Origin of the sequence: Pseudomonas umsongensis (assembly GCF_012647205.1) — a bacterium.
Taxonomy (GTDB): Bacteria; Pseudomonadota; Gammaproteobacteria; order Pseudomonadales; family Pseudomonadaceae; genus Aquipseudomonas; species Aquipseudomonas umsongensis.
Map to the genome: position 1 here is coordinate 6,222,271 of NZ_CP051487.1, position 12,730 is coordinate 6,235,000.

Annotated in this window: 10 protein-coding genes, 4 tRNA genes and 2 rRNA genes (1 of these 16 cut by a window edge); all 16 read right to left on the bottom strand. The window is 55.5% G+C overall.

All coding sequences use genetic code 11. The features are described 5' to 3' along the window. Positions 1-34 precede the first annotated feature (34 nt). Positions 35-4,108, bottom strand: coding sequence for a DNA-directed RNA polymerase subunit beta (rpoB, locus tag HGP31_RS28240; RefSeq protein WP_008018199.1), 4,074 nt, complete (start codon positions 4,106-4,108; stop codon positions 35-37). 220 nt (positions 4,109-4,328) lie between these two features. After that, positions 4,329-4,694, bottom strand: coding sequence for a 50S ribosomal protein L7/L12 (gene rplL, locus HGP31_RS28245; RefSeq protein WP_020799830.1), 366 nt, complete (start codon positions 4,692-4,694; stop codon positions 4,329-4,331). A 75-nt stretch (positions 4,695-4,769) separates the two neighbouring features. Further along, entirely contained in the window at positions 4,770-5,270 is a 501-nt protein-coding gene (gene rplJ, locus HGP31_RS28250; RefSeq protein ID WP_008065701.1) for a 50S ribosomal protein L10, read from the bottom strand. Positions 5,271-5,468: 198 nt separating this feature from the next. Continuing rightward, the gene (gene rplA / locus HGP31_RS28255; protein ID WP_003186095.1) at positions 5,469-6,164 is read right to left on the bottom strand and encodes a 50S ribosomal protein L1; all 696 of its coding nucleotides are present in this window, start codon (positions 6,162-6,164) and stop codon (positions 5,469-5,471) included. Next, positions 6,164-6,595: a 50S ribosomal protein L11 gene (gene rplK / locus HGP31_RS28260; RefSeq protein ID WP_007933726.1), complete on the bottom strand. Its 432-nt coding sequence runs from the start codon at positions 6,593-6,595 to the stop codon at positions 6,164-6,166. Before rplK ends, rplA begins: the two co-directional genes overlap by 1 nt. A 117-nt stretch (positions 6,596-6,712) precedes the next feature. Beyond that, positions 6,713-7,246 carry a transcription termination/antitermination protein NusG gene (nusG, locus tag HGP31_RS28265; protein ID WP_007933727.1) on the bottom strand — a complete coding sequence of 178 codons (534 nt, stop codon included), beginning with the start codon at positions 7,244-7,246 and terminating at the stop codon, positions 6,713-6,715. 9 nt (positions 7,247-7,255) lie between these two features. Then, complete coding sequence (gene secE, locus HGP31_RS28270; RefSeq protein WP_007896620.1) at positions 7,256-7,624, bottom strand: preprotein translocase subunit SecE; 369 nt, start codon at positions 7,622-7,624, stop codon at positions 7,256-7,258. 45 nt (positions 7,625-7,669) lie between these two features. Beyond that, positions 7,670-7,745, bottom strand: a tRNA-Trp gene (locus HGP31_RS28275). Between the two features lie 173 nt (positions 7,746-7,918). Then, a tRNA-Thr gene (locus HGP31_RS28280) sits at positions 7,919-7,994 on the bottom strand. Between the two features lie 26 nt (positions 7,995-8,020). Then, positions 8,021-8,094, bottom strand: a tRNA-Gly gene (locus tag HGP31_RS28285). Positions 8,095-8,118: 24 nt separating this feature from the next. Continuing rightward, positions 8,119-8,203, bottom strand: a tRNA-Tyr gene (locus HGP31_RS28290). Positions 8,204-8,346: 143 nt separating this feature from the next. Beyond that, on the bottom strand, positions 8,347-8,787 hold the full coding sequence (locus tag HGP31_RS28295; RefSeq protein ID WP_020799831.1) for a hypothetical protein: 441 nt from the start codon (positions 8,785-8,787) through the stop codon (positions 8,347-8,349). 7 nt (positions 8,788-8,794) lie between these two features. Beyond that, on the bottom strand, positions 8,795-9,544 hold the full coding sequence (locus HGP31_RS28300) for a pantothenate kinase (RefSeq protein WP_033040659.1): 750 nt from the start codon (positions 9,542-9,544) through the stop codon (positions 8,795-8,797). After that, a complete protein-coding gene (gene birA / locus HGP31_RS28305) occupies positions 9,534-10,493 on the bottom strand; it encodes a bifunctional biotin--[acetyl-CoA-carboxylase] ligase/biotin operon repressor BirA (protein WP_033040658.1) in 960 nt (319 codons plus the stop codon). Before birA ends, HGP31_RS28300 begins: the two co-directional genes overlap by 11 nt. A gap of 138 nt (positions 10,494-10,631) precedes the next feature. Then, positions 10,632-10,747, bottom strand: a 5S ribosomal RNA gene (gene rrf / locus HGP31_RS28310). A gap of 169 nt (positions 10,748-10,916) precedes the next feature. Continuing rightward, positions 10,917-12,730, bottom strand: a 23S ribosomal RNA gene (locus HGP31_RS28315); it runs 1,080 nt beyond the window's last position.

A 12,730-nucleotide genomic window follows, 5' to 3' on the forward strand; every position in this document is an offset into this window, starting at 1 on the left:
GCAGTGTTGCCCCGCTCTCGATTCGCGTCACGTGTTATTCGGTTTCCAGATCGATATCGATGCCGAGGGAACGAATTTCCTTGATCAACACGTTGAAGGACTCGGGCATGCCCGGCTCCATACGGTGATCGCCATCCACGATGTTCTTGTACATCTTGGTACGGCCGTTCACATCGTCCGACTTCACTGTGAGCATTTCTTGCAGAGTGTAAGCGGCACCGTATGCTTCCAGTGCCCAGACCTCCATCTCCCCGAAACGCTGACCACCGAACTGCGCCTTACCACCCAGCGGCTGCTGGGTAACCAGGCTGTACGAACCGGTAGAACGCGCGTGCATCTTGTCGTCTACCAAGTGGTTCAGCTTCAGCATGTACATGTAGCCAACGGTAACCGGGCGCTCGAACTTGTTGCCGGTACGGCCGTCGGTCAGCTGCATCTGGCCGCTTTCCGGCAGGTCTGCCAGTTTCAGCATGGCCTTGATTTCGCTTTCCTTGGCGCCGTCGAACACTGGAGTGGCCATTGGAACGCCGCCACGCAGGTTTTGAGCCAGGTCCAGGATTTCCTGGTCCGAGAAGTCATCGAGGCTTTCCTGACGACCGCCGATCTCGTTGTAGATCTCGTGCAGGAACTTACGCAGCTCGGCAACTTTGCGCTGCTCTTCAACCATGCGGTTGATCTTCTCGCCCAGACCTTTGGCCGCGAGGCCCAGGTGGGTTTCAAGGATCTGACCAACGTTCATACGCGAAGGTACGCCCAACGGGTTGAGGACGACGTCGACCGGGGTGCCATTGGCATCGTGCGGCATGTCTTCAACCGGCATGATCACGGAGACCACACCCTTGTTACCGTGACGACCGGCCATCTTGTCGCCCGGCTGGATGCGACGACGGATTGCCAGGTAAACCTTGACGATTTTCAGCACGCCTGGAGCCAGGTCATCGCCCTGCTGCAGTTTGCGCTTCTTGTCTTCGAACTTGTCGTCCAGCAGACGGCGACGATCAACGATGTAGGCCTGGGCCTTCTCGAGCTGCTCGTTCAGGGCATCTTCAGCCATGCGCAGTTTGAACCACTGGCCGTGCTCAAGACCGTCGAGCACTTCGTCGGTGATGTCCTGGCCCTTCTTCAGACCGGCGCCGCCTTCGGCTTTGTGGCCGACCAGAGCGGAGCGCAGACGTTCGAAAGTAGCACCTTCGACGATACGGAACTCTTCGTTGAGGTCCTTGCGGATCTCGTCCAGCTGGGACTTCTCGATCGACAGGGCACGCGCATCACGCTCAACGCCGTCGCGGGTGAAGACTTGTACGTCAATGACAGTACCTTTGGTACCGGTAGGTACGCGCAGGGAGGTGTCTTTAACGTCGCTGGCTTTTTCACCGAAGATCGCACGCAGCAGTTTTTCTTCCGGAGTCAGTTGGGTCTCGCCTTTCGGAGTGACCTTACCCACCAGGATGTCGCCTGCGCCAACTTCAGCACCTACGTAAACGATACCGGCTTCGTCCAGCTTGTTCAGTGCAGCTTCACCCACGTTCGGGATGTCCGCAGTGATTTCCTCTGGGCCAAGCTTGGTGTCACGGGCCACACAGGTCAGTTCCTGGATGTGGATCGTGGTGAAACGGTCTTCTTGAACAACGCGTTCCGACAGGCAGATGGAGTCTTCGAAGTTGAAGCCGTTCCATGCCATGAAGGCGATGCGCATGTTCTGACCCAGTGCCAGTTCACCCATGTCGGTGGACGGACCGTCGGCCATGATGTCGCTACGCTGAACCCGATCACCTTTACGCACCAGCGGACGCTGGTTGATGCAGGTGTTCTGGTTGGAGCGGGTGTACTTGGTCAGGTTGTAGATGTCGACACCGGCTTCACCGGTTTCTACTTCGTCATCGGCAACGCGAACCACGATACGGCTGGCGTCGACGGAGTCGATCACGCCGCCACGACGAGCCACGACGCAAACGCCGGAGTCACGGGCTACGTTACGCTCCATGCCGGTACCTACCAGCGGCTTGTCAGCACGCAGGGTTGGTACAGCTTGACGCTGCATGTTCGAACCCATCAACGCACGGTTGGCGTCGTCGTGCTCGAGGAACGGAATCAGCGACGCTGCAACCGAAACTACCTGCTTCGGCGATACGTCCATCAAGGTGACGTCTTCCGGCGCCTTGACGGTGAATTCGTTCAAGTGACGAACAGCTACCAGCTCGTCGATCAGGACTTTCTTGTCGTTCATCGTGGCCGAAGCCTGGGCGATCACGTGATCAGCTTCTTCGATGGCGGACAGGAACACGATCTCGTCGGTGACCAGGGCGTCTTTCACCACGCGGTACGGGCTCTCGAGGAAGCCGTACTGGTTGGTGCGCGCATAGGCAGCCAGGGAGTTGATCAGACCGATGTTCGGACCTTCCGGCGTTTCGATCGGGCAAACACGACCGTAGTGCGTCGGGTGTACGTCACGAACTTCAAAGCCGGCACGCTCACGAGTCAGACCACCAGGGCCGAGTGCAGAGACACGACGCTTGTGGGTGATCTCGGACAGCGGGTTGTTCTGGTCCATGAACTGGGACAACTGGCTGGAACCGAAGAACTCTTTCACCGCCGCAGCCACTGGCTTGGCGTTGATCAGGTCTTGCGGCATCAGGCCTTCGCTTTCAGCCATCGACAGACGCTCTTTGACCGCACGCTCAACACGTACCAGGCCAACGCGGAACTGGTTCTCGGCCATTTCGCCAACGCAGCGAACACGACGGTTACCCAGGTGGTCGATGTCATCGACGATGCCTTTACCGTTACGGATGTCGACCAGGGTCTTCAGTACCGCGACGATGTCTTCCTTGCACAGCACGCCCGAACCTTCGATCTCGGTACGACCGATACGACGGTTGAACTTCATCCGGCCGACCGCAGACAGGTCGTAGCGCTCAGGGCTGAAGAACAGGTTGTTGAACAGGGTCTCGGCAGCGTCTTTGGTTGGCGGCTCGCCAGGACGCATCATGCGATAGATCTCGACCAGCGCTTCCAGTTGGTTGCTGGTGGAGTCGATCTTCAGTGTGTCGGAGACGAACGGACCGCAGTCGATATCGTTGGTGTACAGAGTTTCGATGCGAACAACGCCGGCCTTGGCGATTTTCGCCAGGATCTCGGTGTTCAGCTCGGTGTTGCACTCTGCCAGGATTTCGCCGGTTGCCGGGTGCACGATGACCTTGGCGGTTGTGCGACCCAGGACGTAGTCCAGCGGCACATCCAGCTCTTTGATCCCGGCTTTTTCCAGCTGGTTGATGTGGCGAGCGGTGATACGACGACCCTGCTCGACAATAACCTTGCCTTTGTCGTCCTGGATATCGAGGACAGCGATTTCACCGCGCAGGCGCTGAGGCACCAGCTCCAGGCTCAGGGTCTCGCCCTTAACGTGGAATACGTTGGTGGTGTAGAACGCGTCCAGCACTTCTTCAGTGGTATAGCCGAGCGCGCGCAGCAGTACCGATGCAGGCAGCTTGCGACGACGGTCGATACGCACGAATACGCAGTCTTTCGGGTCGAACTCGAAGTCCAGCCACGAACCGCGGTAAGGAATGATGCGCGCGGAGTACAGCAGTTTACCGGAGCTGTGCGTCTTGCCACGGTCGTGGTCGAAGAACACGCCAGGGGAACGGTGCAGCTGGGAAACGATTACACGCTCGGTACCGTTGATTACGAAGGTACCGTTCTCAGTCATCAGGGGGATTTCACCCATGTAGACTTCTTGCTCTTTGATGTCCTTGATCGCTTTGTTCGACGATTCTTTGTCGAAAATGATCAGGCGCACTTTTACCCGCAAAGGTACGGCGTAAGTTACACCGCGCAATACGCATTCTTTGACATCAAATGCCGGTTCGCCCAAGCGATAACCGACGTACTCCAGCGCAGCATTGCCGGAGTAGCTGATGATCGGGAAAACGGATTTGAAGGCCGCATGCAGGCCCACGTCGCGGAACTGATCTTTAGTCGCTCCCGCTTGCAAGAATTCACGATACGAATCCAGCTGGATGGCCAGGAGGTAAGGCACATCCATGACGTCCGGCAACTTGCTAAAGTCCTTGCGGATACGTTTTTTCTCAGTATATGAGTAAGCCATCAGCGTTCCCCAGCTTGGTCACCTGCTTGTTTGGCCCCTCCCGACGGGAGCGACCAGAAAATCGTGCAAACCCCATGGTTTGCGCCACCGCATCGGGTGGTTACAGCTCGTTATCGGCACCGACCCAGTCGGCTGCCAATAACGGAAAAAGGCCGGTGGCAAGAGCCACCAGCCATCAGCCTGTCGCTTAACGCTCGGGCTGGAGACGCAAGGTCGGAGCTTACTTCAGCTCGACTTTAGCGCCTGCTTCTTCCAGAGTTGCTTTGGCTTTGTCAGCTGCGTCTTTGGCAACAGCTTCCAGAACCATGGCAGGAGCGCCGTCAACTACAGCCTTGGCTTCTTTCAAGCCCAGACCGGTCAGTTCACGTACTGCCTTGATCACGTTAACTTTCTTCTCGCCAGCTTCGGTCAGCATGACGTTGAATTCGGTTTGCTCTTCAGCAACGGCAGCAGCAACAGCTGGGCCAGCCGATGCAGCAGCAGCAGTAACGCCGAATTTTTCTTCGAAAGCTTTGATCAGCTCAACAACTTCCATTACGGACATGTTGCCAACTGCTTCAAGGATATCGTTCTGAGAGATAGACATGAATCTAATTCCTGATATTGGGGACGGCCTACGCGACCATCGAAAAAAACAAAAAACGCGAGAAGTTGACGAGCCTTAGGCTGCAGCAGCTTCTTTCTGGTCGCGAATTGCCGCCAGGGTACGAGCCAATTTGCTGGTAGCGCCTTGAATCACGCTCATCAGCTGAGAAATTGCTTCGTCACGGGTCGGCAGAGTTGCCAGTACGTCGATTTGGTTAGCTGCGAGGAACTTGCCCTCGAACGCAGCTGCCTTGATCTCGAACTTGTTCTGACCCTTGGCGAACTCTTTGAAAATCCGGGCAGCAGCGCCTGGATGTTCCTTGGAGAACGCGATAAGGGTAGGGCCGCTGAACACGTCGTTGAGAACACTGAATTCAGTGTCAGCAACGGCGCGCTTGAGCAGGGTGTTACGTACAACACGTACGTAAACGCCAGCTTCGCGAGCCTCTTTACGGAGTCCGGTCATTGCGCCTACTGTTACGCCACGGGCATCAGCCACGACAGCGGACAGAGCGACTTTGGCAGCCTCGTTGACTTCAGCGACGATGGCCTTCTTGTCTTCGAGTTTAATTGCCACGGGTTTAACTCCTGCTTGTTACCGTTTCATTCGATCGAAACCGAATGTCGTTTTGGTGTCTGATTCGGTAAGGAACCGGGAGCACCATCTGCGTAGGCTTGTGGTTTAAGACTTGCGTCGCCTACGGTCTTGGATAGCCCCCGCCAGGCAGGGACCCCAATTTTTCAATTGGCGCAATCGCTTGCGCCAATTTGTGTCTTACGCGTCGAGCGAGCTTTGGTCGATGACCAGACCTGGGCCCATAGTGGTGCTCAGGGTAACGCGCTTGACGTAGATACCTTTCGAGGAAGCTGGCTTGATACGCTTCAGGTCAGCGATCAGGGCTTCAACGTTTTCCTTCAGCTTGACGGCGTCGAAGCCGATCTTGCCAACGGAAGTGTGGATGATGCCGTTTTTGTCGGTGCGATAACGAACCTGACCAGCCTTGGCGTTTTTAACCGCGGTAGCTACGTCTGGCGTTACGGTGCCGACTTTAGGGTTAGGCATCAGGCCACGTGGACCGAGGATCTGACCCAGTTGACCTACAACGCGCATGGCATCCGGGGATGCGATCACTACGTCATAGTTCAGGTCGCCGCCTTTCATTTCGGCAGCCAGGTCGTCCATGCCTACACGGTCAGCGCCGGCAGCCAGAGCGGCTTCAGCAGCTGGACCCTGGGTGAACACAGCAACGCGAACGGTCTTGCCAGTGCCGTGTGGCAGCACAGTAGCGCTACGAACGACCTGGTCGGATTTACGCGGGTCAACACCCAGGTTTACAGCTACGTCGAACGACTCGCTGAACTTGACAGTCGACAGCTCAGCCAGCAGAGCAGCGGCGTCTACAAAGTTGTAGGCCTTGCCTGCTTCGATTTTGCCGGCGATAGCCTTTTGACGCTTGGTCAGCTTAGCCATTACACACCCTCCACGTTAAGGCCCATGCTACGAGCAGAACCGGCGATAGTACGCACGGCTGCTTCCATATCAGCTGCAGTCAGATCCGCGTTTTTGGTTTTCGCGATTTCTTCCAGCTGAGCACGGGTTACAGTGCCAACCTTAACGGTGTTCGGACGAGCGGAACCGCTGGTCAGACCTGCCGCCTTCTTCAGCAGAACCGAAGCAGGGGTGGATTTGGTTTCGAACGTGAAGCTACGGTCGCTGTAGACAGTGATGATCACTGGAGTCGGCAGACCTGGCTCAAGACCCTGAGTACGGGCGTTGAAAGCCTTGCAGAATTCCATGATGTTCACGCCGTGCTGACCCAGAGCAGGACCAACAGGTGGGCTTGGGTTAGCCTGAGCGGCCTTCACTTGCAGCTTGATGTAAGCGGTAATCTTCTTGGCCATGAGGCACTCCAATTACGGGTTCAAACGCCTCGAAAGGCTCCCCGGTTACTTGCGCGTTTATCCCAGTGACGACAAAACCCCACAGCCTAAGGCTGCGGGGTTGGGATGCTTGTTCAGTTAGACCTTTTCGACCTGACTGAACTCCAACTCTACCGGAGTAGAGCGTCCGAAAATGAGCACCGCGACCTGGATCCGGCTCTTTTCGTAGTTGACCTCTTCGACCGTGCCGGTGAAATCGGCAAACGGACCGTCGTTGACGCGTACCGACTCACCTGGCTCGAACAAAGTCTTCGGCTTCGGCTTATCGCTACCATCAGCAACACGACGCAGAATCGCTTCTGCCTCTTTATCAGTAATCGGTGCCGGCTTATCAGCGGTACCGCCGATAAAGCCCATTACACGAGGAGTGTCCTTGACCAAGTGCCAAGTACCCTCGTTCATATCCATCTGGACCAGCACATAACCAGGGAAGAACTTACGCTCGCTCTTGCGCTTCTGGCCATTACGCATTTCAACCACTTCTTCAGTGGGAACCAGAATTTCGCCGAAGCCATCTTCCATGCCAGCCAGCTTTACGCGCTCGATCAGCGAGCGCATTACATGCTTCTCGTAACCGGAGTAAGCATGCACAACGTACCAACGCTTAGCCACGGGACACCCTTAGCCGACAATCAAGGAAACAAGCCAGCCGAGCAGGGAATCGAGCCCCCACAACAGCAACGCCATAACCAGGACAACAGCCACAACGATCAACGTGGTCTGCGTGGTTTCTTGGCGAGTCGGCCATACGACTTTACGAATTTCGGTGCGCGCTTCCTTAACCAGTACAAAGAAAGACTTGCCCTTGACTGTCTGCAGGCCTACAAAGGCAGCTACGGCAGCAATGACAAGCAAAGCGAGTACGCGGTACAGGATCGGCGAAGCAGAGTAATACTGATTGCCAACAACGCCAACAACCACCAAAGCGACTACTACAAGCCACTTGAGGAGGTCGAAACGAGAGCCTTGAGCTTCAGCTTTAGGAGTCATCTATGAAGATCCTGTGAAAAGAAAGCCAGACACACCGAGTGAATCTGGCAGGTCAGGAGGGAATCGAACCCCCAACCTACGGTTTTGGAGACCGTCGCTCTGCCAATTGAGCTACTGACCTAAAACAAAATCAGGCCGACCATTATGCAGACCTGAAAAAGACTTTACAACCACTTGCCAGGCGACCCGACCGAAACACCCTCACCCACAAGAGCAAGAACCCTCAGAGCCACAACGGGGCGCAGCCTTAGCCGCCTAAAACAAAGGCAGATATTTGCATATCTGCCTTTTGTATGGAGCTCTTGAGCGGATTTGAACCGCTGACCTCACCCTTACCAAGGGTGTGCTCTACCAACTGAGCTACAAGAGCGTAACACCGTGCAAAACCTGCAAACTTGGAGCGGGTAGCGGGAATCGAACCCGCATCATCAGCTTGGAAGGCTGAGGTTCTACCACTAAACTATACCCGCGAGGCTTGCAGCTCTCGCTAAAAATGGTGGAGGGGGAAGGATTCGAACCTTCGAAGTCGTAGACGTCAGATTTACAGTCTGATCCCTTTGGCCGCTCGGGAACCCCTCCTAAGCGAGCCGGCATTCTACATCATGCCAGCCTTCTGTCAAGCATTTTTCTCATTAAAATCCTGAGCTTATCTGCGTTGACCTCGCTTCACTTCGTTGACCGCTTTAGGTCTTCGCTGTGGAGCGGGCGCCATTCTATGCAAACTATTCGGTGGGTGCAACCCCCCCACAAGGCATTATTTTATGTTTTAACTCATTGAATTCTCTAGAAAGGTTTATCAGCTGCAAGTCATCCAGCCAACGCTTGCTTTCAGGGGCCACTCGAACCCAGTACACAGGGGGTTCAGTCGGACTCGCAGGTAGCGATTGATATTTCACGCCCATGCCCGTCAACCTGCGCTCAAGCGCCTTCTCGACGTCCTGACTTACAAATCCACCCAGATAAAGGCATTCAGCCTCTGCCTGTGCCACCTTCCCTTTATCCCTGGCCGTATCCGTCGCCTCGCTCAAGAGACGAATGTCCTGCTGGGAACCGCGATACAGACTCAAAGGCGTTACGTCCTTGGCACGCAGAGGCGCCTCCTGTTGATGCCAGATGTAATAAAACACATTGAGAACGAGCAGCAGCAGAAACAACCAACGCATAAAGACCTCAAGACAAAGGGCATGCCATCGCCAAGCCGACGAACACCAGATCGGGAACCACCCGGGCCTCAGGCACTATCTCGGACACCAACGACGCATCACCACCGGTGAGGAACACCGTAAAGTTCTCCCCCCAATAACCCCGCGCCATCTCCAGTTGCGTCAGCACAAATCCGCGAAGCATCAACAGGCATCCGCGCTCAACCGCTTCGACCGTCGTGCGTCCCGGAACAAGACGCTCCAAAGCGCGCTCAGCCGCAAGATCTCCGTAACGAATCTTGCGGGTATGGGTGCGCAGCTGGTTTCGCATCAACGGCATCCCAGGGCATATAAACCCACCGAGATGATCACCATCCCCGGCAACGAAGTCCGCGGTCACCGCAGTACCGAAATCAAGCACCAGGCACGCGCCAGAAGCCAGATGAAACCCTCCGAGCAGCGCCAACCAACGATCAAGACCGAGCCGCTCAAATTCTTCATAGCCATTACGAACACCGGCCATTTCCTCGGCTGGAGCGGCACAGACCACCGAAATTTCGAAGGCAGCCTTCAGCCGGGCGATCAATTCGCCGGTTTCTTCGGCAGTCCTGACACTCACCAGCCGACAGAACCTCAACGCAAGGCCTTCAATCCCCTTCACGCCCTCGAGCAATGCCAGGTCGGAATCGACTACTCCCTCCCCTACCACCTGACGGGCGTCCGCCTTGAGCACACGCCACTTGATGAAACTATTTCCGCAGTCGAGCTCAAGAATCATGACGCAACCTCAGGCTCAGCTCACCGCCACTGAAGACTTTCTCCACACCACCCACCTTCAAGCGCAGCGCACCCTGACTATCGATACCCAGCACTTCGCCATCTATTTGGTTTGCACCCGCGATCAACGACACCGCACGCCCCTGCCATAGGTGATGCTGCTCCCACTCAGCCTGGATCGCCGAAAATCCATCGGCCTGGTGGCGAGCCAGGTATCTGTGGAGCATTTCACCCAGCGCCGCGACCAGGCGATTGCGATCAAACGCCTTGCCCGACTCCAGGCGCATGGACGTCCATTGTTGATCGACTTCATCGGTCATTTGCATGTTTACATTAATTCCGACACCCAGCACCACGTGACAGACGTCGGCAGGATCCCCGACCAGCTCAAGCAGTATTCCGGCAATTTTCTTCTGCCCTACCAGGACATCATTGGGCCATTTCAACCCAACCCCGGGAACCCCAAGCTCACGCAAGGCCTGCATGACGGCGAGCCCCACTACAAGGCTCAAGCCCTCCAGCTGGCGCATACCGCCCTCAACCCGCAACACCAGGCTGTAATAGACATTCTCAGCGAATGGACTGACCCACTTGCGCCCTCGCCGCCCGCGCCCGGCAGTTTGCCGCTCGGCAAGCACCAGAAAAGGCGCAGCCTGGTGCCGCTCGATGGCGCGCAGGGCTTCGGCATTGGTGGAGTCAATAGAGTCGAAGACCAGGACCGGCCAATTAGACGTGGGCGACAGTCGCCCTATCTCCGCAGGATCAAGCAACGTCAACGGTGCAGCCAATTGATAGCCGCGCCCCCGAACCTTGTGAATGGACAACCCCAGCTCAGCCTCAAGATGCTGAAGCTGCTTCCACACAGCACTGCGACTGATGCCCAAGGCAGCGCCCAATGCCTGACCCGAATGGAATCGGCCATCCTTAAGAAGCTTTAACAACGTCAGCATGCAAGTCTCGCCTCACAATGAGGCCCGCATGATAGCCACGCCCCGAGCCGTTGCATAGAAACCCGAACAGACAGATTTTTCCAGCGGACAAAAACAAAACCCCTACCTGCATGCGCAGATAGGGGTTTTGGAATTTAATCTTGACGATGACCTACTCTCACATGGGGAAACCCCACACTACCATCGGCGATGCATCGTTTCACTTCTGAGTTCGGGATGGGATCAGGTGGTTCCAACGCTCTATGGTCGTCAAGAAATTCGGGTACTGAGTCGTGACCAGATGGCCTCGCTTCAGCAAATTGGGTATGTGATAGCTTTCGGTGTTTTGTGAACTTCGAACTTTCGGTTCGTTTCGTCTTCACACACCGCAATCTGGTCTCTTTCGTCTTCTCAACTAGGAGTATCAAATTGCTTGGGTGTTATATGGTCAAGCCTCACGGGCAATTAGTATTGGTTAGCTCAACGCCTCACAGCGCTTACACACCCAACCTATCAACGTCGTAGTCTTCGACGGCCCTTCAGGGGACTCAAGGTCCCAGTGAGATCTCATCTTGAGGCTAGTTTCCCGCTTAGATGCTTTCAGCGGTTATCTATTCCGAACATAGCTACCCGGCAATGCCACTGGCGTGACAACCGGAACACCAGAGGTTCGTCCACTCCGGTCCTCTCGTACTAGGAGCAGCCCCTCTCAAATCTCAAACGTCCACGGCAGATAGGGACCGAACTGTCTCACGACGTTCTAAACCCAGCTCGCGTACCACTTTAAATGGCGAACAGCCATACCCTTGGGACCGGCTTCAGCCCCAGGATGTGATGAGCCGACATCGAGGTGCCAAACACCGCCGTCGATATGAACTCTTGGGCGGTATCAGCCTGTTATCCCCGGAGTACCTTTTATCCGTTGAGCGATGGCCCTTCCATACAGAACCACCGGATCACTAAGACCTACTTTCGTACCTGCTCGACGTGTCTGTCTCGCAGTCAAGCGCGCTTTTGCCTTTATACTCTACGACCGATTTCCGACCGGTCTGAGCGCACCTTCGTACTCCTCCGTTACTCTTTAGGAGGAGACCGCCCCAGTCAAACTACCCACCATACACTGTCCTCGATCCGGATAACGGACCTGAGTTAGAACCTCAAAGTTGCCAGGGTGGTATTTCAAGGATGGCTCCACGCGAACTGGCGTCCACGCTTCAAAGCCTCCCACCTATCCTACACAAGCAAATTCAAAGTCCAGTGCAAAGCTATAGTAAAGGTTCACGGGGTCTTTCCGTCTAGCCGCGGATACACTGCATCTTCACAGCGATTTCAATTTCACTGAGTCTCGGGTGGAGACAGCGCCGCCATCGTTACGCCATTCGTGCAGGTCGGAACTTACCCGACAAGGAATTTCGCTACCTTAGGACCGTTATAGTTACGGCCGCCGTTTACCGGGGCTTCGATCAAGAGCTTCGCGTTAGCTAACCCCATCAATTAACCTTCCGGCACCGGGCAGGCGTCACACCCTATACGTCCACTTTCGTGTTTGCAGAGTGCTGTGTTTTTAATAAACAGTCGCAGCGGCCTGGTATCTTCGACCGGCGTGGGCTTACGGAGCAAGTCCTTCACCCTCACCGGCGCACCTTCTCCCGAAGTTACGGTGCCATTTTGCCTAGTTCCTTCACCCGAGTTCTCTCAAGCGCCTTGGTATTCTCTACCCAACCACCTGTGTCGGTTTGGGGTACGGTTCCTGGTTATCTGAAGCTTAGAAGCTTTTCTTGGAAGCATGGCATCAACCACTTCGTCACCTGAAAGGTAACTCGTCATCAGCTCTCGGCCTTGGAATCCCGGATTTACCTAAGATTCCAGCCTACCACCTTAAACTTGGACAACCAACGCCAAGCTGGCCTAGCCTTCTCCGTCCCTCCATCGCAATAACCAGAAGTACAGGAATATTAACCTGTTTTCCATCGACTACGCTTTTCAGCCTCGCCTTAGGGACCGACTAACCCTGCGTCGATTAACGTTGCGCAGGAAACCTTGGTCTTTCGGCGTGGGTGTTTTTCACACCCATTGTCGTTACTCATGTCAGCATTCGCACTTCTGATACCTCCAGCAAGCTTCTCAACTCACCTTCACAGGCTTACAGAACGCTCCTCTACCGCATCACCCGAAGGTGATACCCGTAGCTTCGGTGTATGGTTTGAGCCCCGTTACATCTTCCGCGCAGGCCGACTCGACTAGTGAGCTATTACGCT